18 protein-coding genes and 1 tRNA gene are annotated in these 21,061 nt (G+C 65.5%); 13 read left to right on the forward strand and 6 right to left on the reverse strand.

Annotation, left to right across the window (positions count from 1 at the left end):
- The first annotated feature begins 36 nt into the window (after window positions 1-36).
- Genes ubiE through ACY48M_RS12005 form a run of 3 tightly spaced genes read left to right on the forward strand, consistent with a single transcriptional unit; the run spans window position 37 to window position 3,255 of the window.
- Window positions 37-738 (forward strand): bifunctional demethylmenaquinone methyltransferase/2-methoxy-6-polyprenyl-1,4-benzoquinol methylase UbiE, encoded by a 702-nt coding sequence (gene ubiE, locus ACY48M_RS11995; RefSeq protein ID WP_462820512.1) that lies wholly within the window; start codon window positions 37-39, stop codon window positions 736-738.
- Between the two features lie 43 nt (window positions 739-781).
- On the forward strand, window positions 782-1,837 hold the full coding sequence (locus tag ACY48M_RS12000) for a polyprenyl synthetase family protein (RefSeq protein ID WP_462820513.1): 1,056 nt from the start codon (window positions 782-784) through the stop codon (window positions 1,835-1,837).
- 59 nt (window positions 1,838-1,896) lie between these two features.
- On the forward strand, window positions 1,897-3,255 hold the full coding sequence (locus tag ACY48M_RS12005) for an FAD-dependent oxidoreductase (RefSeq protein WP_462820514.1): 1,359 nt from the start codon (window positions 1,897-1,899) through the stop codon (window positions 3,253-3,255).
- Between the two features lie 139 nt (window positions 3,256-3,394).
- Here ACY48M_RS12005 and ACY48M_RS12010 read toward each other — a convergent pair whose 3' ends face one another.
- Complete coding sequence (locus ACY48M_RS12010; protein ID WP_462820515.1) at window positions 3,395-3,973, reverse strand: PadR family transcriptional regulator; 579 nt, start codon at window positions 3,971-3,973, stop codon at window positions 3,395-3,397.
- A gap of 140 nt (window positions 3,974-4,113) precedes the next feature.
- On the opposite strand from ACY48M_RS12010, the gene ACY48M_RS12015 reads away from it, so the two are divergent.
- The gene (locus ACY48M_RS12015; protein ID WP_462820516.1) at window positions 4,114-5,265 is read left to right on the forward strand and encodes an aromatic ring-hydroxylating dioxygenase subunit alpha; all 1,152 of its coding nucleotides are present in this window, start codon (window positions 4,114-4,116) and stop codon (window positions 5,263-5,265) included.
- 1 nt (window position 5,266) lies between these two features.
- Window positions 5,267-6,250 carry a PDR/VanB family oxidoreductase gene (locus ACY48M_RS12020; RefSeq protein WP_462820517.1) on the forward strand — a complete coding sequence of 328 codons (984 nt, stop codon included), beginning with the start codon at window positions 5,267-5,269 and terminating at the stop codon, window positions 6,248-6,250.
- A gap of 109 nt (window positions 6,251-6,359) precedes the next feature.
- On the opposite strand, the gene ACY48M_RS12025 is transcribed toward ACY48M_RS12020, so the two are convergent.
- From ACY48M_RS12025 to ACY48M_RS12035, 3 genes are read right to left on the reverse strand one after another with little or no spacing between them, the layout of a single operon-like run.
- On the reverse strand, window positions 6,360-7,601 hold the full coding sequence (locus ACY48M_RS12025; RefSeq protein WP_462820518.1) for an acyltransferase family protein: 1,242 nt from the start codon (window positions 7,599-7,601) through the stop codon (window positions 6,360-6,362).
- Window positions 7,602-7,624: 23 nt separating this feature from the next.
- A complete protein-coding gene (gene cls, locus ACY48M_RS12030; protein WP_462820519.1) occupies window positions 7,625-9,088 on the reverse strand; it encodes a cardiolipin synthase in 1,464 nt (487 codons plus the stop codon).
- Window positions 9,089-9,094: 6 nt separating this feature from the next.
- Window positions 9,095-9,583 carry a YajQ family cyclic di-GMP-binding protein gene (locus tag ACY48M_RS12035; RefSeq protein WP_462820520.1) on the reverse strand — a complete coding sequence of 163 codons (489 nt, stop codon included), beginning with the start codon at window positions 9,581-9,583 and terminating at the stop codon, window positions 9,095-9,097.
- Between the two features lie 39 nt (window positions 9,584-9,622).
- Between ACY48M_RS12035 and ACY48M_RS12040 the strand changes: the two genes are divergently transcribed.
- On the forward strand, window positions 9,623-10,438 hold the full coding sequence (locus tag ACY48M_RS12040; protein WP_462820521.1) for a lytic transglycosylase domain-containing protein: 816 nt from the start codon (window positions 9,623-9,625) through the stop codon (window positions 10,436-10,438).
- 4 nt (window positions 10,439-10,442) lie between these two features.
- On the opposite strand, the gene ACY48M_RS12045 is transcribed toward ACY48M_RS12040, so the two are convergent.
- Complete coding sequence (locus ACY48M_RS12045; RefSeq protein ID WP_462820522.1) at window positions 10,443-11,468, reverse strand: LacI family DNA-binding transcriptional regulator; 1,026 nt, start codon at window positions 11,466-11,468, stop codon at window positions 10,443-10,445.
- A 174-nt stretch (window positions 11,469-11,642) separates the two neighbouring features.
- On the opposite strand from ACY48M_RS12045, the gene ACY48M_RS12050 reads away from it, so the two are divergent.
- From ACY48M_RS12050 to ACY48M_RS12065, 4 genes are all read left to right on the forward strand, one after another.
- A tRNA-Tyr gene (locus ACY48M_RS12050) sits at window positions 11,643-11,724 on the forward strand.
- 102 nt (window positions 11,725-11,826) lie between these two features.
- The gene (locus tag ACY48M_RS12055) at window positions 11,827-12,645 is read left to right on the forward strand and encodes an inositol monophosphatase family protein (protein ID WP_462820523.1); all 819 of its coding nucleotides are present in this window, start codon (window positions 11,827-11,829) and stop codon (window positions 12,643-12,645) included.
- 171 nt (window positions 12,646-12,816) lie between these two features.
- Window positions 12,817-13,845 carry a M23 family metallopeptidase gene (locus ACY48M_RS12060; protein WP_462820524.1) on the forward strand — a complete coding sequence of 343 codons (1,029 nt, stop codon included), beginning with the start codon at window positions 12,817-12,819 and terminating at the stop codon, window positions 13,843-13,845.
- 217 nt (window positions 13,846-14,062) lie between these two features.
- A complete protein-coding gene (locus ACY48M_RS12065) occupies window positions 14,063-15,139 on the forward strand; it encodes a M23 family metallopeptidase (RefSeq protein WP_462820525.1) in 1,077 nt (358 codons plus the stop codon).
- Window positions 15,140-15,277: 138 nt separating this feature from the next.
- On the opposite strand, the gene ACY48M_RS12070 is transcribed toward ACY48M_RS12065, so the two are convergent.
- Window positions 15,278-16,981: a glycoside hydrolase family 13 protein gene (locus ACY48M_RS12070; protein ID WP_462820526.1), complete on the reverse strand. Its 1,704-nt coding sequence runs from the start codon at window positions 16,979-16,981 to the stop codon at window positions 15,278-15,280.
- Between the two features lie 236 nt (window positions 16,982-17,217).
- Here ACY48M_RS12070 and ACY48M_RS12075 point away from each other — a divergent pair, with 236 nt between their 5' ends.
- The 3 genes from ACY48M_RS12075 (at window position 17,218) to ACY48M_RS12085 (ending at window position 21,060) form a co-directional block, all read left to right on the forward strand.
- Window positions 17,218-18,423, forward strand: coding sequence for a sugar ABC transporter substrate-binding protein (locus ACY48M_RS12075; RefSeq protein WP_462820527.1), 1,206 nt, complete (start codon window positions 17,218-17,220; stop codon window positions 18,421-18,423).
- 139 nt (window positions 18,424-18,562) lie between these two features.
- A complete protein-coding gene (locus ACY48M_RS12080) occupies window positions 18,563-20,155 on the forward strand; it encodes an ABC transporter permease subunit (RefSeq protein WP_462820528.1) in 1,593 nt (530 codons plus the stop codon).
- Window positions 20,155-21,060 (forward strand): sugar ABC transporter permease, encoded by a 906-nt coding sequence (locus ACY48M_RS12085; protein ID WP_462820529.1) that lies wholly within the window; start codon window positions 20,155-20,157, stop codon window positions 21,058-21,060. The genes ACY48M_RS12080 and ACY48M_RS12085 overlap by 1 nt, the downstream gene beginning before the upstream one ends.
- Window position 21,061 lies beyond the last annotated feature (1 nt).

Here is a 21,061-nt window from a genome sequence, read left to right on the forward strand (position 1 = left end):
CAGCAAGCCTACTCTCGGCCCCAGTAGACTGGCCTGGTGGCAACCGCTGACCTGAACAAGCAACCCGCCGAGGTGTCGGCGATGTTCGATGAGGTCGCACAAGGCTACGACCGCACCAACGGGGTGCTCTCGATGGGCAACTCGGCGCTGTGGCGTCACGCCGTCGTCAACGCCATCGCACCGCAACCGGGCGAACGCATCCTCGATCTCGCCGCCGGCACCGGCACGAGTTCTGCCGTGCTCGCGCGCAGCGGCGCCCACGTTGTGGCCGCAGACTTCTCGCACGGCATGCTCGAGGTGGGCCGCCGTCGCCACCCCCAAATCGACTTCGTCCACGCCGACGCGATGCACCTGCCGTTCGGCGACGCCGAGTTCGATGCCGCCACAATCTCGTTCGGCCTCCGCAACATCGAAGGCCCCAAGGCTGCGCTCGCCGAAATGCACCGCGTGCTCAAGCCGGGGGGCCGGCTGCTCATCTGCGAATTCTCTACGCCACCCATCAGAGTCGTGCGGGCCGGCTACAACGCCTACATGAAATACGTCATGCCCGCCATCGTGGGTGCCTCAAGCACCAACCCGGAGGCATACACCTACCTCGCAGCATCCATCGCCGAATGGCCCGACCAGGCGACGCTCGCCGCCTGGATCCGCGACGCCGGCTTCACGGATGTCGCCCACCGCAACCTCACCGCCGGTGTCGTCGCCCTGCATCGCGGCCGCAAGCCGCTCGCGAACTGACCGACGCCGCCAGACCGGGGGCCTGAACAATGAGGGTGATGCAGTGAACGGCAAGCTGACCCGCGTGCGTCGCCGCGCGAGTATGGCCGCCTCGCTCGGGCTCGGCGAGGCATTCTTCGCGAGTGCCGAAGAGCGCCGGGTGGTCGACCAGGTCGAGCAGGGGCTTGAGGCGGTCGAAGCCAAACTTGTGCACGAGGTTGCCTTCGCCGACGAACTGGCGGATGTCACAAGCCGCTACCTGCTCGAAGCTGGCGGCAAACGCGTCCGCCCCACACTCACGCTTCTCACCTCGCAGCTCGGCGATGGCGTCGACGAGCGCGTCATCACGGCGGCGGCTGCCCTCGAGATCACCCACCTCGCATCCCTCTATCACGATGACGTCATGGATGAGGCGAACATGCGGCGCGGGGTGCCGAGCGCACAGGCGGTGTGGGGCAACTCGGTCGCCATCCTCACGGGCGACCTGCTGTTCGCCCGCGCGAGCAAACTCATTGCGAGCCTCGGCGAAGATGCCATCCGCATGCAGGCTGACACGTTCGAGCGGCTCTGCCTTGGTCAGCTGCACGAAACCATCGGGCCGCGTGACGGCGACGACCCCATCGAGCACTACATCCAGGTGCTCGCCGACAAGACGGGGTCGCTCATTGCGGCGGCCGCACGCATCGGCCTCCTCTTCTCCGGCACCCGCGACTACCAGCGGCACGTCGAGGAGTTCGGCGAGAAGATCGGTGTCGCCTTCCAGCTGGTCGACGACGTCATCGACCTTTCGGCCGAAACCGAGCGCACCGGCAAGACGGCCGGCACCGACCTCCGGGCTGGTGTCGTCACGCTCCCCATCCTGTATCTGCAGCGCGACGCCGAGACCGACCCGGATGCCGCTGCTCTCCTCGCCCGCATTGAGGCAGGTCGCGGGGGCGACGAGCACACCCTCGACTCCGAGATCGCGGAACTCCGCGCCCACTCTGCGACCGCCCGCACGATCGACGAAGCACACCGTTGGGCGCGCGACGCCGAGGCGGCCATCGCACCGCTGCCCGACGGCCCCGTCAAGAAGGCGCTCCTGCGCTTCGCGGAGTCCATCGTCGAACGCAGCAGCTGACCCCACGCACCGCCGTCACACGCAGCGCACCGCGCGTGCGACCTGAAAGGAATGACCTCATGACCAAGCTCAGGCTGGCCATCGTCGGCGCAGGACCCGCCGGAATCTACGCCGCAGACATCATCCTCAAAGCCGAAAAGCAGTTCGACGTGTCGATCGACCTCTTCGACCACCTCCCTGCCCCCTACGGCCTCGTCCGCTACGGTGTCGCCCCCGACCACCCGCGCATCAAGGGCATCATCAACGCGCTCCGCGATGTGCTCGACCGCGGCGACATCCGCCTCTTCGGCAACGTGCACTTCGGCACCGACATCACCCTCGACGACCTCAAGCACCACTACAACGCCGTCATCTTCTCGACCGGCGCCGTGCGCGACGCCGCGCTCGACATCCCCGGCATCGACCTGCCGTGCAGCTACGGCGCCGCCGACTTCGTCAACTGGTATGACGGGCATCCGGATGTCCCGCGCGAATGGCCGCTCGAAAGCGAATCGGTCGCGGTCATCGGCAACGGCAACGTCGCCCTCGATGTGGCGAGGATGCTCGCGAAGCACGCCGACGACCTGCTCACCACCGAAATCCCCGCCAACGTCTACGACGGCCTCGCGTCGTCGAAGGTCACCGACGTGCACGTCTTTGGCCGCCGCGGGCCGGCACAGGTCAAGTTCACGCCGCTCGAACTGCGCGAGCTCGGTGAGCTCCGCGACGTCGACATCATCCTCGCCGACGAAGACTTCGACGTTGTCGATGAGGCCTCGCGCATGGCCATCGAAACGAACAAGCAGATCATGGTGCTCAACCGTGTGCTCAACTCGTGGCGCAACCGGCCCACGGGCGAGGCGTCACGACGACTGCACCTGCACTTCTGGGCCAAGCCGCTCGAGGTGCTCGGGGACGAAGCATCCGGAGTCCAGGCGCTGCGCTACGAGCGCACCGAACCCGACGGGGAGGGGGGTGTGCGCGGCACTGGCGAGATCCGTGAGCTTGCGCTCGGTGCCCTCTACCGCGCGGTCGGCTATTTCGGCTCGCCCCTCGATGGCGTGCCCTTCGATGAGCACCGCGGTGTCATCCCCAACCGTGAGGGCCAGGTCATCGACGACAACGACCAGGTCGTGCCGGGCGTCTATGCGACCGGGTGGATCAAGCGCGGGCCGGTCGGGCTCATCGGCCACACCAAGAGCGACGCCATGGAGACGGTGACCCACGTCATCAACGGCCAGTCCGACTGGTGGGCGCCGGCGCATCCGGAGCCTGAAGCGGTTGTCGAGCTGCTCGCGTCGCGCGGGGTCGAATACACCGACCTCTCCGGATGGCGCAACCTCGACGAGGCTGAGAAGGCCCTCGGCGCGGCCGAGGGTCGCGAGCGCATCAAGCTCGTCGACCGCGACGACATGCTGCAGGCGGCGCGCGGCGAGTAGCCAACGCAATCGCGCGTCACGAGGTCACCCCACCTGGCGCGAGAGGTCACTTTCGGCGCTTCCCGGCGCTGGAAAGCGTGAGAAATGACCTTTCACGGGCCCGAATGCGAGCCGAGAGCGCGATACTCTCGCGCGGCATTTACCCGAGCTCGTCGAGCAGCTCGAGACCCCGCTGCGCCCACGCGATCTCGGCGTCGGCGCGCGCGATCATGCCCTCGTATGTGTAGCGCTTGAACGCGATCGTGCGCCGGTGCTCCTCGGGGGGCACGGTCGCGAGCCTACGGTTGAGCATGCTGCTCCCGCCGGTCTCGATTTCACGGATCTTCTCGCGCCACTGAGAGAGTCGCTCCTCGTAGTGCGCGATGTGGGCGCGCAGCTGGTTTCGCGCAGCATCCGGGGTCGCCCACTCGAAGTATGCGGCTTTGAGGTGCATAGGGTCGCGGTCGCGCGGGTAGGTGAGGGGTGCATCCATCCACTCGCGAAAGGCCGTGCGCCCCGCCTCGGTGATCGTGTAGCGGCGTTTGGTGCCGCGCTGACCCCACGTGACATCCGCTCCGTCGAGCAGGCCCTCGTGTTCCATGGCGCGGAGGGCGGGGTAGATCTGCGAGTCGGGTGCGTGCCAGACGTGGCCGACGGATGCCTCGAAGTGTTTGAGCAGGTCGTAGCCGGTCATGGGCTCGACGGTGAGCAGCGCGAGGATCGCGTTGCGCAGGCTCATGGTTCCCCTTGCGTGCAGTAGGTGCGGGTCTTGCGTTCGTCGGATGCCGCGGCTAGCCTAATCGCACGGCAACTATCTATCTACATAGATAGTGACGCCGGCAGAGTACAGCCGATCAGCGACGATCGAGAGGACCCAGCATGACCGACACGCTCCCCGCGCGACAGACCTCAACGACCAACAAGGTCATGCCGCATCCGCTCAACGCCTGGTATGTCGCCGGGTGGGATCACGAGATCACCCGCAAGCCCATGTCGCGGCGCATTGCCGACCGGCCGCTCGCGCTCTACCGCACGGAGGATGGCCGCGCGGTGGCGCTCGCCGACGCCTGCTGGCACCGACTCGCCCCGCTCTCGATGGGCAAGGTCATTGGCCGCGATGGCCTCCAGTGCCCATATCACGGCATCGTCTACGACTCGCTTGGCCGCTGCGTGAGCATGCCGGCGCAGGAGACGCTGAACCCGAGCGCGACCGTGCCATCGTTTCCGATCGTTGAGCGCTACCGCTACGTCTGGGTGTGGCTCGGTGACCCGGCGCTCGCCGACCCCGATCTCGTGCCAGACATGCACCAGATGAGCTCGGACGAGTGGGCGGGCGATGGGCTCACTATCCACGCCGAATGCAACTTTCAGCTCGTGCTCGACAACCTCATGGACCTCACGCACGAAGAGTTCGTGCACTCCTCCACCATCGGTCAGGAGGAGCTCAGCGAGTCGGAGTTCGTCGTGACGCATGACGACCGCACAGTGACGGTCGAGCGCTGGATGCTGGGCATCGACCCCCCGCCGTTCTGGCTCAAGAACATGCGCGACAAGTTTCCGGACTTCTCGGGCAAGGTCGACCGCTGGCAGATCATCCACTTCGAAGCGCCGTCGACCATCAACATTGATGTCGGGGTCGCGAAGGCTGGCACGGGTGCGCCGCAGGGCGACCGCAGCCAGGGCGTCAACGGCTACGTCATGAACACGATCTCGCCCGAGACCGATCGCACCGCCCACTATTTCTGGGCGTTCATGCGCAACTATCGGCTCGACAGTCAGCTCATCACGACCCAGCTGCGCCAGGGTGTCTTCGGCGTGTTCGGCGAGGACGAGGTCATGCTCAAGGCCCAGCAGGCCGCGATCGACGCGAACCCCGACTACGAGTTCTATAACCTCAACATCGACGCGGGCGGCATGTGGGCGCGTCGCATCATCGAACGGATGCTCGAGGCCGAAGGTCGCACCGCCCGTATGGCGCCAGCCGCGCAGCCGGCCTCCTCGATGACCGCGGTCCGCCGCACAGGCCGCTGACATGGCCGCAAGCAACATCGAGGTGTGGCAGCACGCGACCGTCGTGGAATGTGTCGATGTCGCCGACGGCATCCGGCGCATCGTGCTGGCCCCGACGAAGCCGGTGCGAGCGGATGCCGGCACCCACCTCGACCTCATGGTCACGATCGGCGGGCGCCCCGAGCGACGCTCGTACTCGATCGTGGATGCCGCGCCGGATGGCAGTTGGGTGGCGCTGAGTGTGTTCCGCACGCCGCTGTCGCGTGGCGGGTCGATCGCGATGCACGCCCTGCAGCCGGGCACAGTGCTCGAGGTGACGCAGCCGCTGCAGAACTTTCCGCTGCGGCACGGGGCGCCGCGCTATGTGCTGCTCGCGGGCGGGGTCGGCATCACGGCGATCGCCGCGATGGCACGAGCCCTCGCTCGGGTGAAGGCCGACTTCACGCTCGTCTATGCGGGGCGTTCGCGCACCGCGATGGCCTACCTTGATGCCCTGCAGGGGGAGCTCGGCGACCGCATCCGGGTGCACATCGACGACGAGGGGTCGAGCCTCTCGGTCGCTGAACTCGTTGCGGGGCTCAGCGATGACACCGAGCTCTACATGTGTGGGCCGATCCGCCTGATGGACGCCGTGCGGCGGGCATGGGGCGATCGCGGCCTGCCGCCGGCACAGTTGCGCTATGAGACGTTCGGGGCGAGCGGCTGGTTCGATCCGCAGGAGTTCACCGTGCGCATCCCGCGCCTCGGGGTCGAGACGGTCGTGCCGAAGGGCCGCTCAATGCTTGAGGCGCTCGAGGAGGCGGGCGTCGACATGATGTTCGACTGCCGCAAGGGGGAGTGTGGGCTCTGCGAGGTGCGGGTGCTGTCGCTCGAGGGTGATGTCGACCATCGCGACGTCTTCTACAGCGACCGCCAAAAGGAGGCGCGGGCCAAGATGTGTTGTTGCGTTTCGCGTGCGGTCTCGCAAACGGATGCCCCGGCCGTCGTCTCGATCGAGGTCAGCTGAGCCGTTCCGCCGGTTGAGTAGGCCCGCCAGGGCCGTATCGAAACCCGGAACGTCAGCCGACGGGGTTTCGATACGCTCGCTGCGCTCGCTACTCAACCGGCGGCCGGCGCTACGCGCGGTACCGGTCGGGCAGCACACGGCGCGCGCCTTTGCGTGCCGGCTCTTCGATGTAGCGCCACAGCACCCACGCGAACACCCACGAGCCCACGATGACGAGGCCCGCGATGCCCACGAGGCCGAGCCCTGTCGCCCCGGTCGCCTGGGTGAGCAACAGTCCGGCCCCGATGACGAGCGGATGCGACAGGTACAGCGCATACGACACCCGCCCCCCGAGCACGAACGGGCGGGTGGCAAGCATCCGCGAGAGGGGGTCGCGACTGTAGACGGCGAGCGAACCGATGAGCACGACAAAGAGGGGCAGCACGATGATCGACTCGGTCGGCGCGATCTGGTCGACGCCGTTGTGGAACTGTTCCTGGGTCGAGCGCGGCCAGCGCCGCGGGTCGAAGGCGGTGACGAGGTACACGATGCCGATGATCGCGAGCACGGTGATGGTCGGCACGGGGATGCGCGAACTCGCGGAACGTCGCATCCGGCCGCGCAAGAAGACGGCGAGGATGGCGCCGATCCAGAATTCGGTGAGCACCCGGATGGCCACGATGCCGCCCATGATCTCCCAGCTTTCGGGGGAGAAGAGGAGGATGGTGTCGTCTTGCATGCTGAAGCCGACGATGATCATTGGCAGTGTGAGCAGGCCCATCACGATGAGCATGCCGCGCGGGCTCACGACCTTGGTGAAGCGGCCGAGCAGGAGCACGCCGCCGAGCCCGAAGGTGAGGTACGCCATCCATTCGGCGCTGATTGACCAGTCGAGGCCGTTCCAGTCGAGTTCGTGCGGGTACCAGGCGTGCACGAGCAGGAGGTGTTCGACGAGGCGCGGCACGTCGACCGCGGCGGCGAAGGTGGGGTTGCCGGTAATCCAGTACATGGCGATGAAGTAGGTGCCAAAGAGCATGAGCACGAATGCGGTGAGCGGCCAGACGCGGCCGAGCCGCAGCCAGAGGAATCCGACGGTGGCGCGCCAGCCGCGCCGTTCGGTCATCGAGTCGAGGTGGGTGACGGTGAGGATGAAGCCGCTGAGGATGAAGAACAGGTCGACGCCGAGGTAGCCGACGTTCATGAGCGGTGCCAGCACGTTCATGAAGGGGAACGCGTCGAGCAGCTCGGTGCGGTAGTGCCGCAGAAACACCCAGAATGCGGCGAGTGCCCGGATGCCGGTGAGGGGCGCAATAAACAGCCGCTCGGGTGCGGTGGCGGCCGTCACTGGCGGGTTGTCGGCGGTGGCGGTCACGTGGGGAGTCTAGTCACGTGCGGCTACTGCACCGTCGCGGTGAGCCGTGCGAGGTTGTCGAGCACAACGGATCGGGTCGGCCGGGCAAGCCATTCATCGAGGGTGAGCTCGCGACTCTTCGACCGGTAGTCGGCTTCGACGTCACGCAGCTGCGACACGAAGCTTTTGCCGTGCACCATGACGGAGATTTCGAGGTTGAGGCTGAACGAGCGCATGTCCATGTTGCTTGAGCCGATCACGGCAACGTCGTCGTCGATCGTGAAGTGCTTCGCGTGCAGCACGGTCGGTTTGGCGTAGAGCCAGATGCGCACGCCCGCTCGCAGGAGGGCCTCGTAGTAGCTGCGCTGGGCGTGGTACACGACTTTTTGGTCGGCGACTTCTGAGACGAAGACTTCGACCTCAACACCGCTCTGCGCGGCGGTCGTGACGGCGTAGAGCATCGACTCATCGGGCACGAAGTACGGGCTGGTGATGACGATCCGCTTCTCGGCCGCATAGATGAGGTCGTTGAAGAGGCGCAGGTTGTTTTCGCCGCGGAAGGCGGGCCCGCTCGGCACCACCTGGCATTCGATCTCGTCGCGGGGGCCCTCATTGCTGACGTCACTCGTCTCGCGGAGCAGCATCTCGTCGGTTTCGGCGTACCAGTCACTGAGAAAGAGGGCGTTGATGCCGGCAACGATGGGACCGTCAAATTCGACCATGAGGTCCCGCCAGTGCAGCCCGTCGCGGATGTTGGCTTTCTTGTTGTAGGTGGAGTCGATCATGTTCTGCGACCCGGTGAAGGCGAGGTCACCGTCGATCACGAGGAGCTTGCGGTGGTTGCGCAGGTCGAGGCGCTGGTACTTGCCTTTGAGGGGCTGCACGGGAAGCATCAGGTGCCATTGCACGCCGGATGCTTCGAGCCGACGCTTGGTCGCGCGATAGCCGGGGTAGCGCAGCGAGGCGATGTGGTCGAGCAGCACGCGCACCGTGACGCCGCGCGTCGCGGCCGCCTCGAGGGCGTCGAAGAAGGGCGCCGTTGTGGCGTCGAGATTGACGATGTAGAACTCGGCGTGCACGAACTTTTTGGCGCGACCGACAGCATCCGTCATCGATCGGATGCTCTCCTCATAGTTCGAATGCAGGCTGGCGGTATTGCCGCTCACGAGTGGCATGGCGCCGAGGGCGCGGTTGAGCGCGGCGGCGTTGGCGAGCCACGATGGCCAGTCCAAGTTGACTTCAACCTCGGCCAATCCATCGGTCGCGTCAAGGATGAACTGGTTGATCTTGTCTTGCTTCTGGCGCCGTTTCTTCGGCAGCTTGTTGCTGCCGAGGAGGAGGAAGAGCAAAAAGCCGAGGTAGGGGATGAGAAAGATGGCGAGCAGCCACGCGGTCGCCGTCTGCGGCTTGCGGTTGATGGGCACAACGAGGAGCGCCCCGACCCTGATTGCGAGGTCGATGAGCACGAGCACCACAATGATGAGTGTGGTGAGCCATCCTCCCCCCACGGCGGTCTACCTGAAGTTGATGAACTGGAGGTCGACGTCGAGGTCGGAGCCTTTGAGGAGCGCCATGGTGGCCTGCAGGTCGTCACGGCTCTTGGAGCTCACCCGCAGCTCGTCGCCCTGAATCTGGCTCTTGACGCCCTTGGGGCCTTCGTCGCGGATGAGCTTGTTGATCTTCTTCGCGTCGTCCTGCGCGATGCCCTGCTTGAGGCCCGCCTCGATGCGGTACTCCTTGCCGGATGGGAATGGTTCGCCGACGTCGAGCGACTTGAGGCTGATGCCGCGCTTGATGAACTTTGCCTCGAGCACTTCGAGCACGGCCTTCACTCGCTCCTCCGAGCTCGCCTTCAGCAGGAGTTTTTCGCCACTCCAGTCGACCGAAGCCCCGACGTTCTTGAAGTCGTATCGCTGCGCGATCTCCTTCTGCGCCTGGTGGAGGGCGTTGTCGGCCTCCATCTTGTCGACCTTGCTCACGATGTCAAACGATGAATCAGCCATGCAGGCAATGCTAGTCGTGGCCGTCGTACAGTCAGGGGTATGGCACACGGCTCCTCACCCCGCCCCCGCCGTGCGACCGATTGGGCGATCATCGGCGGCATTGCGGCCGGCGCCCTCGCGCTCGTCGGTGTCATCGTGCTGGTGTTGCTGCGGCCGGGCACCTCGGGACTTTCCGACGGCGGCTCGACCGCTGAAGACTCGGCAGGCCCCGCCTATGCCACCCCTGCGCAGCTGCCGCCCAGCTCCGATGACCCCGGTGCCGCCCCGGCGATGATGGCGGATGCCGCGTGGGTGGCGTCAGCGGCCGAAGCGACCGGCATCCCGGAGCGGGCGCTCGCCGCCTATGCGGGCGCGGCCGTGTTCAAGTCCATCGACCGCCCCGATTGCGGGCTGGGATGGAACACCATTGCGGCGATTGGACTGGTGGAGAGCGATCACGGTCGCCACGCCGGCTCCACAATCACCGCTGACGGCACGACGTCGCCGCCCATCTTCGGGATCGCGCTCGATGGCACGGAGTCGGCGAACATCCCCGACACCGACGGCGGCGAGATCGACGGCGACACCGAGTTCGATCGGGCGGTCGGGCCGATGCAGCTGATTCCGCAGACGTGGGCGAACTGGCATGTCGATGGCAACGGTGACGGGGTTGAAGACCCGCAAAACATTGATGATGCGGTGATTGCCGCGGCAAACTACCTGTGTCGCGCGAGCCCGGACATGGTCGACGAGGAGGGGTGGCAGGAGGGTGTCGGCGCCTACAACCGCTCGCTCGAATACATCCAGTCGGTCGCCGACGCGGCAAACCGCTACGCGGCCCTCGTCGACAGCGTCGTGGGAGAGCCGGTCGAGTAACGCCTCAACTCCGCGCCGATCGCGGCCGCGAGGTGCTTGAGCGCACCAGCAGTTCGTAGGGCAGCGACGTGTTGAGCGAGCCTTTGATGCTCGTTTCGGGCTGCAACTGTTCGAGGAGGATTTCGGCGGCCATCCGCCCCTGGAGTTCCGGAAACTGGGCGACCGTGGTGAGCCCGAAGAACGCGCTGAGCTCGTGGTCGTCGATGCCGATGATGGACACGTCGTCTGGCACGTGCAGCCCCATGTCGCGGGCGGCAAGGATGGCGCCGATCGCCATCTCGTCGGAGGCGGCGAAGATGGCGGTGGGGCGGTCGCGCGGCGAACCGAGCAGCTGTTTCGCGGCTTCGTAGCCGCCCTCGATGGTGAAGTCGGCGGCGCGGAACAGGCTCGGGTTCACCGAGATTCCCATCGCCTCGATGGCGCCCTCATAGCCGATACGCCGGTTGGTGGGCAGGTGGAAGTCTCGCTCGAAGTCTTTCGTGCCACCGATGTGGCCGATGCTCGTGTGGCCGAGCTGCAGCAGGTGTTCGGTGGCGAGTTGGGCGACCTCAACGTCGTCGATGCTGAGCGTGCGGGCGCCGGGCAGCGGGCCGCCGACGCCGACGATGGGTTTGCCCATGCTGAGCAGCCCGCCGAGCTCTTTCGCCGTGAGCTCGAGTGAGATCGCGATAACAGCATCGACTCGCTTGCGCAGCAAGAAGTGCTCGAACACGCTGCGCCGTTCGTCGCCGCCCCCGCCGAGGTTGTAGAGGGTGAGGTCGTAGCCGTGACTCAGCAGGGCGCTCTGGGCACCCTCAAGCACCGAGGTGTAGTACCACCGGCTCAAGAACGGCACGACAACACCGATGTTGCGCGTGCGGCCGGTCGCCAGACTCGAGGCGTTCGAGCTCACGACATAGCCGAGTTCGGATGCTGCGGCGAGCACCGTCTCGCGTGTCTTCGCCGACACGTTCGGTTTGCCGCTGAGGGCGCGAGACACCGTCGCGGTGCTCACGCCGGCGAGATCGGCGACAGCCCGAATGCCTGTCATCTGTGCCTCCTCGCTCTCACGTGATCCTATTGCGCAGCGTCTGCGAGCTGAACCTGCGCCGCGTCTGTGAGGTGAACGTCGGCACCGGATGCGGGCGTGCGACAGCACCCTTCTGACCCTGTATTCTGTCCTGAGCGCCTTCGACCAGGTGAATACACGTGGTCGGAGGAGCGGGGCAAGTTACCCAAGCGGCCAAAGGGATCTGACTGTAAATCAGACTGCTCAGCATTCGGGGGTTCGAATCCCTCACTTGCCACCCTCCGAAGACCCGGCCTCGTGCCGGGTCTTCGTCGTTCCTCCGACGTTGCATTGGCGGATCGCCGACGCGCTCACACCTGCCCGGTGCAAGGATGAAGCCATGGATGCCGCCACCGCCGACCTGCTCGACCTCGCCACCCGCATCGCGACGCAGGCGGCCCAGCTCGCGCGCACGCGCCGCATCGAGGGGGTGAGTGTCGCGGCGAGCAAGTCGACGGCGGTCGACATCGTGACGCACGCCGACCGTGAGGTGGAGGCGCTCATCCGCGGCCTGCTCGCCGAGGCACGGCCGGGTGACGGGTTCTTCGGCGAGGAGAGCGGCGCTGAGCAGGGTTCGAGCGGTCTCACCTGGGTGGTCGACCCGATCGACGGCACGGTCAACTATCTCTACGGCATCCCGCAATATGCGGTGAGCATTGCGGTCGTCGAGGGTGAGCCCGAGCCGCTCTCGTGGCGGGCGCTCGCCGGGGTGGTTGTGAACCCGGAGTTGGGGGAGCGGTTCAGCGCAACCGCGGGCGGCGGCGCCACGCTAAATGACACCGAGATCAGGGTGACGAAGGATGTCGCACCAGACCGTGCGCTCATCGGTACGGGCTTCGGCTACCGTGCGGATGTGCGCACGGCGCAGGCGCAAACACTGGCGACTCTGCTCGGCGAGGTTCGTGACATCCGACGCATGGGGGCGGCCTCGCTCGACCTGTGTTCGGTGGCGTGCGGGCGTCTCGACGGGTACTTCGAGCGCGGGCTGCAGCCGTGGGATCATGCGGCTGGCGCGCTCATCGCGGCGGAGGCGGGTGCTCGCGTTTCGGGGTGGGATGGTGCGCCAGCATCGGCGGACTTCACCATTGCAGCGGATGCCCCGCTCGCCGAGTTTCTTGAGAGGTCCCTGTTAACTGGGGCCAAGGACTGGCCTGTCTAGTCCTCTCGCGGTAGCCTCGATAGGTTCCTCGCGGGGAATGTCTATATATTCGTGTGTCTTTTTCAGAACGTCATCGGACCAGCCATCCCGATTCTTGAGCTGGTCATTGTGTAGGAGTTGTGCCATGTCCCGAACGTCGATCCGCATCGTCACTGTGCTGGAAGCGGTCTAGTGGCGCGCTCGATCCACAGGCTCCATCGCTCCACCAAGCGTTCCACTGCCACAGTTCCCCGCCCGTCATCGGTCACCCCGACGATTCCCTCAGCACCCGCCGTCACGCCCGCCGCCGCATCGGCCGAGGAGTTCCCCCTCCGTCGTGCGCGTCGCGCCGCCGAGCAGACCCAGAAGCCTCGTATCGCCGGCCGCCGCAAGCCGGGCGTCGCACGCGCTGAGCGTGCAGCATCCGGCCCCCGCTCTCGCCGATCCGCCGCCCGCCCGACCCGCCGGTCAGCGCCGCGGTCGAAGCGAAGCGTGTTTGCGCAGTTCGTGAGCGTCAGCGCGATGCTCGGCGTCTTCGCGCTCTTCGTCTCGACGTCCCTGCCGGCGAATGCCTTCTACACGGCCGAGGAGGTTGCGGTTTCCGCTGCCGCCCAGGAGAGCACCGAGAGCGAGTCGTCGCTTTCGGCGGTGCAGCCCCAAAAAGTTACGGTCAACGCCGAGGCGGCGAATGCGGCCGCTGAGTCGAGCGCGGCGACTCGTGACAACTATCAGGCGGAGTCGTTCCAGCAGCAGATCACGTCGCTGCGCGGAGACCCCAACTACACGTTCACGAACAACCCGTTCGGCACCATCCAGTGGCCCTTCCCCACGACCGTGCCCATCAGCTCCGGCTTCGGTCCGCGCTCCGTCTGCTCGTACTGCTCGAGCTACCACCTCGGCATCGACTTCACCCCTGGCTCTGGCGTGCCGATTCAGGCGATCGCCGACGGCGTTGTCAGCGAGGTCAATCTCGACAGCGGTGGCCTCGGCAACAACGTCGTCATCGACCACGTCATCAACGGACAGAGCGTGCAGTCGGTCTACGCCCACATGCAGTGGGGCTCGATCCAGGTCGCAGTCGGGCAGACCGTCACGGTCGGCACCACGGTCGGCGCTGTCGGCAGCACCGGCGTCTCGACGGGGGCCCACCTGCATTTCGAGATCCACCTCGATGGCACCCCGGTCGACCCATACGCCTGGCTCAAGGCCAACGCAAACTGACGCCTGCGGGCTGACGCAAACACCATCGCCGTGACGGTGCGCTCCCTATAGCGTGAACGCAAGGTGAACGCCCCTCAGCGAAAAGCCCCCAGAAGGGGGTTCCTTGGCGCGGCGTGCGTGCGTTAGTGTTTATGAATCCGTTACAAAGCTCCTACACATTGTGGGTTGCTAGTACAGCAGCGAGCTTGCCCTTGGCGCTGCGCGTAGGAGTTACTTCATGACCCGAACCGACGATGGCGGCTTCAACGCTGCCGCAATCGGCCGAGCAACGCCGAATGCAGGTGCAGCGCTTGGTGCTGCGCAGCCGTCGAGCCGTCGTGAAGCACGCGAACAGGAGCGCCGATCTGCGCGCACCGTCGCCCCGCGCATCCGCCCAGCCCGCTCCATGCCGAACACGATCACGCCGATCGCCGCCGACGCGAGTGCGACATCGAAGCTCAGGTCGGCCAAGCCCAAGCCGCACGCCACGGGGGCCAAGACCAGAATTGCCGCAGCGAGGCCCACCTTCGCATCGGCACGGCCGAAAGGTCGGGATGCTGCAACTCGCGCCCCACGCCACGGGGTCGTCCGCACACTGATGAGCATGGGTGCGATGCTCGGCGTCGCCGCGATGCTCGTCTCAACGTCGATCTCCGGAACCTCGATCGGCGTCGGCGACTCCGCTGTAGCCTCAGCAACGCTCGCCGAGGGCGAGGGCGAGGTCGTCGCCGCCGAAGTGCAGTCGCTCGGTGTTGTCAGCTCGACCACCACCGAGACCGACCTCGTGCGCGACAGCTATACGGCCGAATCGTATGTCGCACCAGTGCCTGCCGCCCGCTTCGTGAGCCAGAGCTACGGGCAAACCACGGCGAACTTCGACTACACGAACAACCCGGCCGGCAGCATCCAGTGGCCGTTCGCGCTTCCCGCCCCCATTTCTTACGGCTTCGGGCCACGCGCTGCATGTTCGTACTGCTCGAGCTATCACCTCGGCGTTGACTTCACCCCGGGCGCCGGAGTGCCAATCCAGGCGATCACCGAGGGTGTCGTGAGTGCGGTCATCCTCGACGGCGGCGGCCTGGGCAACCACGTCATCATCGACCACGTGGTCAACGGCCAGCGCATCCAGAGCATCTACGCCCACATGGCGTGGGGCTCAATTCAGGTCGCGACCGGCCAGGCGGTCAGTGTCGGCACCATCGTCGGGGCGGTCGGCAGCACCGGCGCATCGACCGGAGCGCACCTGCACCTCGAGATTCACGCGGATGGCACGCCCATTGACCCGTTCGCCTGGCTCAAGGCCAACGCAAACTAGTCCAGTCGCCGGTTGAGACCAGACGCCGGTTGAGACCAGACGCCGGTTGAGTAGCGAGCGCTAGCGAGCGTATCGAAACCCCAACGTCGTTAAGTTCCTGGGTTTCGATACGGCCCGCGCGGGCCTACTCAACCGGCATCAATCGGCCGTGCGAATCCAGACGGTCGTGTCGCCCGGCAGCAGGTCGCCGTCGAACGCTGCCGAGGCGAGCACCACGTCGGCACCCTTCGGGAGGGTGACTGGAGCATCGCCCGTGTTGGCGATCACGGTGAGGCCGGCCGTTGCGAACGCGACCACGGCATCCGTTTCGCTGTCGAGCCATTCGAGCGTGGAATGCCCGAGCTGGTGCTCTTTGCGGATGGCGAGGGCGGCGCGATATAGCTCAAGCGTCGAGCCTGCAACCCCGCGCTGCTGGTCGCGTGCGAACACACCCCAGCCGGCGGGCTGCGGCAGCCAGCTCTCGCCACTCGTGTTGAAGCCGGCGGCAGGAGCCTCTGCCGTCCACGGGATCGGCACGCGGCATCCGTCTCGCCCGTAGCGCTCGCCGTTCGTGCGGAACCAGGTGGGGTCTTGCCGCGCATCATCTGGCAGGTCGACCACCTCGGGCAGGCCGAGCTCTTCGCCCTGGTAGAGGTAGGCGCTGCCGGGCAGCGCAAGCATGAGGGCGGTTGCGGCGCGGGCACGGCGCACGCCGACCGCGAGGTCGGGCAGCCCCTCGGTCTTCGGCCCGATGCCGTGACCCTGGAGGTTGTCGCCCGTGAGGGCAAGACGGGTGGCGTGCCGCACGACATCGTGGTTGCTCAGCACCCACGTGCTGGGGGCGCCGACCGCGCTGAAGGCGTCGATCGACTTGTCGATGACGGTGCGCAGAGCGGATGCTTCGAATGGCGTTTCGAGGTAGGCAAAGTTGAACGCCTGATGCATTTCGTCTGGGCGCACCCATTTGGCGACCTTGCTGAGCGGGTCGACCCACGCTTCGGCGCAGAGCACGCGCTCGCCCTCGTAGCTGTTGAGCAGGGTGCGCCACTCGCGGTAGATCGCGTGCACGCCCTCTTGCGCCCAGTATGGCGCGGTGGGTGATTCGACGGCCATCTCGAGTTCGAGTCCGCCGCCCATGCTGCCGCCCTCGGCGGGAGGCTCCCAGTCGGGCAGGCCATCGGCCTTGATCATGCCGTGGGCGACATCCACGCGGAAGCCATCGACACCACGGTCGAGCCAGAAGCGGAGCACGTCAATGAACTGTTCGCGCACCCACGGATTGTTCCAGTCGAAGTCGGGCTGAGACGAGTCAAAGAGGTGCAGGTACCACTGGCCGGGCGTGCCGTCTGGCTCTGTGGCGCGGGTCCAGGCTGGGCCGCCAAACACCGACTGCCAGTTGTTCGGCGGCAGTTCGCCCGCCTCACCTTCGCCGTCACGGAACATGTAGCGGGCGCGCTCCTCCGAGCCGGGCGCTGCGGCGAGTGCCGCCTGAAACCAGCGGTGCTGATCGGACGAGTGGTTGGGCACGAGGTCGACGATGACCCGGATGCCGAGCGCATGGGCTTTGGCGAGCATCCGGTCGAAGTCATCGAGGGTGCCGAAGAGGGGGTCGACGTCGCAATAGTCGGCCACGTCGTAGCCGGCATCCTTCTGCGGTGAGGTGAAGAACGGGGAGAGCCAGATCGCATCGACACCGAGCTCGGCGAGGTCATCGAGCTTGGCGGTGATGCCGGGAAGGTCGCCAATTCCGTCACCCGACGCGTCGGCGAACGAGCGCGGGTAGATCTGGTAGATGACGGCGCTGCGCCACCATTCTGAACCGGGGATGGCGGGCGCGGCAGTGTGCTCAAAAGTGTCGGGCATGTCGAAAGACTAACGGAGGCTTGTGGATGTTGTAAGCGTTTGCGTCGTGATTCGTGCCATATCTACTGGGATTCCTCAGTTGGCAAAACAGAATGAATGAGTCAAGCTGTAAGCGTTTGCAGCATCCTGCAATTCCACAGCCATCGGCACTCAACCGCACACACCACGCCACCTCCAGGCACACCACGCGCTGGGAGCGTTCTGCGGGTCGATGATTTCCACGAAAGGTGACACCAATGAAGGTGAAATCCCGCATTCTCATGGCCGGAGCGATCGCGACGACCGCAGCGATCGCTCTCGCCGGTTGCGCTGGCGGCGCAGACGACGGTGGCGACACCGGCGACACGACCACGCTCACCGTGTGGGTCGACGCGGAGCGCGTCGCCGCCCTCGAAGACGTCGCGGCCGCATACGAGGAGCAGACCGGCATCACGGTCGACCTCGTCTCAAAGGCCAATGCAGAAATCAAAGATGACTTCACGCAGCAGGCTCCGACCGGCAGCGGCCCCGACATCGTCATGGGTGCGCACGACTGGCTCGGGGAACTCGTCACCAACGGTGTCGTCGCCCCCATCGAGCTCGCCGACAAGGAGGACGAGTTCCTTGAGGTCGCGTATGAGGCCGCAACCTATGAGGGTCAGCAGTACCTGCTGCCCTACGGTGTCGAGAACATCGCCCTGCTCCGCAACGTCGACCTCGTGCCTGAGGCGAAGGGCACGTTCGATGAGATGATCGCGGCGGGCACATTCGTCGTCGAGTCCGACGGCAGCGGCCTTGCGAACCCGTACCACCTCTACCCGTTCCAGACGTCATTCGGTGCTCCCGTCTTCGGCAGCGACGAGGACGGCTATGACACCACTGACCTGCAGCTCGGCAATGAGGGCGGCGTCGCCTTCGCCGAGTGGCTCGCGACTCAGGGTGCCGCTGGCATCATCGACACCGAGCTCACTGGCGACATCGCGAAGGAGCGGTTCACGAGCGGCGAGGCTGCATTCTGGCTCACCGGCCCGTGGAACGTTGGCGCGGCACAGGAGGCGGGCATCAACGTGGCCGTCGACCCGATCCCGACCCCCGGACCGGAGGCGGCCCAGCCGTTCGCCGGCGTCAAGGGCTTCTTGCTCAACGAGCAGAGCGAGAACAAGGTCGCGGCAAACGACTTCCTCGTGAACTACCTCGGCACAGTCGAGGTGCAGAACGCCCTCTTCGACTCGGGCAATGTGCTCCCCGCTCTCACTGAGTCGGCGGAGTACGCCTCCTCCGACGAGATTGTCGCCGGCTTCCGTGAGGTCGGCGCCGACGCAGTGCCGATGCCTGCCGCCCCCGCCATGGGTGCCGTGTGGGAGTTCTGGGGCATCGCCGAGGGTGCAATCCTCAACGGCGAAGACCCCGCCGCGACGTGGCAGAAGCTGGCCACCGACGTCGAGGGCGCAATCGCCGGATAGCTGTAACCGCTGGTTGAGTAGGCCCGCCAGGGCCGTATCGAAACCAAACGTCTCACGACCAGGTTTCGATACGGCCGCGAGCGGCCTACTCAACCGGCGACACCGCTACTCAAGTGGCGGCATCGATAGAAAGAGCCCTATGACGATCGACGATGAAGTCATCACCACCCCGAAACAGCGGCGGGCGGCACGACTCACGGATGCAGCATCCGGTGGTCTTCGCATGATTCTGCTCAAGATTGCGCTGCTCGGCATTGTCGACGCCGTCGCCATCTATGCGCTGTTCGTGCTCGTGCTCAGCGACTCGTGGTTGGTCGCGGGCATCGTCGCCGTCGTGACGATCGTCGTCAACTGGATCTATTTTTCGCACCGTGCGCTGCCGGCGAAGTACCTGACGCCTGGTCTCATCTTCTTGCTCGTGTTCCAGGTGTTTGTGATCGGCTACACGGCGTACATCGGCTTCACCAACTACGGCACCGGCCACAACTCCGACAAGGAGCAGGCGGTGCAGGCGCTCATGAGTTCGGCGCGCGAGCGGGTGCCGGATTCGCCGACCTACGATGTGACGATCGTCGAGAGTCTCGAAGGTCTCGGCATGCTCGTGACCGACCCTGACGGTGAGACGCTGCTCGGCACGGCAGATTCGCCCCTTGAGCCGGTCGATGTCGACACCGATGGCGGCACTGTCGCTGTCGACGGCTGGACGACCCTCACGTTCAACGATGTGCTGCAACGCCAGTCGGAGGTCTTCGATCTTGAGGTGCCGTTCTCCTCAGACCCCAACGAGGGTGTCCTCCGCACCGGCGACGGCTCATCCGCGAACATCTACACCTCGCGCCTTGTCTACGACCAGACGGCTGAGACCATGACCGACACCGCAACGGGTGTGGTTTACGCCGACATCGGCACGGGCGCGTTCACGTCCGACGACGGCGAAGAGCTGCTGCCCGGCTGGCGCATTGTGGTCGGTTTCGACAACTTTGCCCGCGCATTCGGGGAGGAGAGCATCCGTGACCCTCTCATCAATGTGACGATCTGGACGATCACGTTCGCGCTGCTCTCGGTCGCCTCGACGTTCTTCCTCGGCCTCTTCCTCGCCATCGTGTTCAACGACTTGCGGATGCGTGGGCGCAAGTTCTATCGCATCATCATGATTTTGCCCTACGCGTTCCCGGCGTTCTTGTCTGCGCTCGTGTGGGCCGGAATGTTGAGCGAACGCTACGGCTTCATCAACCAGGTGCTGCTCGGCGGGGCTGAGATCCCCTGGCTGACCGACCCGATCCTCGCCAAGGTGAGCGTGCTGATGGTGAACCTGTGGCTCGGGTTCCCATACATGTTCCTCGTCGCGACGGGTGCCCTGCAGTCGATTCCCGATGATGTCGTCGAGGCTTCCAAGGTTGATGGGGCGAGACCGTGGCAGATCTTCAGGCTCATCAAACTGCCGCTGCTGCTCGTGACGATGGCCCCCATCCTCATCGCGTCGTTCGCGTTCAACTTCAACAACTTCAACCTCATCTACATGCTCACCGGGGGAGGGCCACGCGATGCGTCGGCGAGCGTCAATGTCGGCGCCACCGACATCCTCATTTCGATGGTCTACAAGGTGGCGTTTACGGGGCAGTTCCGTGATTACGGGCTTGCGAGCGCGTTCACGATCATCATCTTTGTGCTCGTCGCGGTGATCTCGATCGTGAGTTTCAGAAAGACCAAAATGCTGGAGGACCTGAACTGATGTCGACTGTCATGACGCGCTCGGGTGATGTGATTCCCGCGAAGCGTCCGTTCAAGCCCGGCCGCTGGTTTGTCGACACCGGCTGGCGACACCTCATCGGGCTCGCGCTCATCGCCTTCTGCGTGCTGCCTCTGCTCTATGTGCTGTCGGCGTCGCTCAACCCGGTTGGCACCCTCACCGGTTCGAACGCGCTCTTTTCGAGCATCGGCTTCGACGCCTATGCCCGACTCTTCAGCGACCCGAGCCAGCCGTATGGTGCGTGGTTCGCCAACACCATGATCATCGCAACCATCACGGCGGTCGCGACGGTGTTTCTCGGGGCGCTTGCCGCGTATTCCTTTTCGCGCATGCGCTTCACGGGGCGCCGCTTTGGGCTCATGTCGATCGTGCTGGTGCAGATGTTCCCGCAGTTGCTCGCGGTCGTGGCGATCTTCTTGCTCATGAACACGATCAGCGACTGGTTTCCGGCGATCGGGCTCAACACGCACATCGGGCTCATCATGATCTACATGGGTGGCGCGCTCGGCGTGAACACCTACCTCATGTATGGCTTCTTCAACACGGTGCCCAAAGACATCGACGAGGCAGCGAAGATCGACGGTGCCGGGCATGCGCGCATCTTCTTCACGATCATCCTGCGACTCGTCGCCCCCATCCTTGCCGTTGTCGGTTTGCTCTCGTTCATCACGACGACGAACGAGTTCGTGGTGGCGAGCATCGTGCTCGTTGACCCGGAACGGCAGACGCTTGCGGTCGGTCTGTATAAGCTCATCTCGAACCCGAACTACGCCGACTGGGGCGCGTTCTCAGCCGGCGCAGTGCTTGCGGCGTTGCCCGTCATGGTGCTGTTCCTGTTCTTGCAGAAGTACATCGTGGGCGGGCTCACGGCCGGGGCGGTCAAGTAAC

This window comes from Homoserinimonas flava, from assembly GCF_054969005.1.

Excerpts from the sequence above, each read along its gene's own strand:
- ACY48M_RS12005 (WP_462820514.1), top strand. The coding sequence starts at position 1,897 with ATGACCAAGCTCAGGCTGGCCATCGTCGGCGCAGGACCCGCCGGAATC.
- ACY48M_RS12010 (WP_462820515.1), bottom strand. The coding sequence starts at position 3,973 with ATGAGCCTGCGCAACGCGATCCTCGCGCTGCTCACCGTCGAGCCCATG.
- ACY48M_RS12015 (WP_462820516.1), top strand. The coding sequence starts at position 4,114 with ATGACCGACACGCTCCCCGCGCGACAGACCTCAACGACCAACAAGGTC.
- ACY48M_RS12020 (WP_462820517.1), top strand. The coding sequence starts at position 5,267 with ATGGCCGCAAGCAACATCGAGGTGTGGCAGCACGCGACCGTCGTGGAA.
- ACY48M_RS12035 (WP_462820520.1), bottom strand. The coding sequence starts at position 9,583 with ATGGCTGATTCATCGTTTGACATCGTGAGCAAGGTCGACAAGATGGAG.
- ACY48M_RS12040 (WP_462820521.1), top strand. The coding sequence starts at position 9,623 with ATGGCACACGGCTCCTCACCCCGCCCCCGCCGTGCGACCGATTGGGCG.
- ACY48M_RS12045 (WP_462820522.1), bottom strand. The coding sequence starts at position 11,468 with ATGACAGGCATTCGGGCTGTCGCCGATCTCGCCGGCGTGAGCACCGCG.
- ACY48M_RS12055 (WP_462820523.1), top strand. The coding sequence starts at position 11,827 with ATGGATGCCGCCACCGCCGACCTGCTCGACCTCGCCACCCGCATCGCG.
- ACY48M_RS12065 (WP_462820525.1), top strand. The coding sequence starts at position 14,063 with ATGACCCGAACCGACGATGGCGGCTTCAACGCTGCCGCAATCGGCCGA.
- ACY48M_RS12070 (WP_462820526.1), bottom strand. The coding sequence starts at position 16,981 with ATGCCCGACACTTTTGAGCACACTGCCGCGCCCGCCATCCCCGGTTCA.
- ACY48M_RS12075 (WP_462820527.1), top strand. The coding sequence starts at position 17,218 with ATGAAGGTGAAATCCCGCATTCTCATGGCCGGAGCGATCGCGACGACC.
- ACY48M_RS12080 (WP_462820528.1), top strand. The coding sequence starts at position 18,563 with ATGACGATCGACGATGAAGTCATCACCACCCCGAAACAGCGGCGGGCG.
- ACY48M_RS12085 (WP_462820529.1), top strand. The coding sequence starts at position 20,155 with ATGTCGACTGTCATGACGCGCTCGGGTGATGTGATTCCCGCGAAGCGT.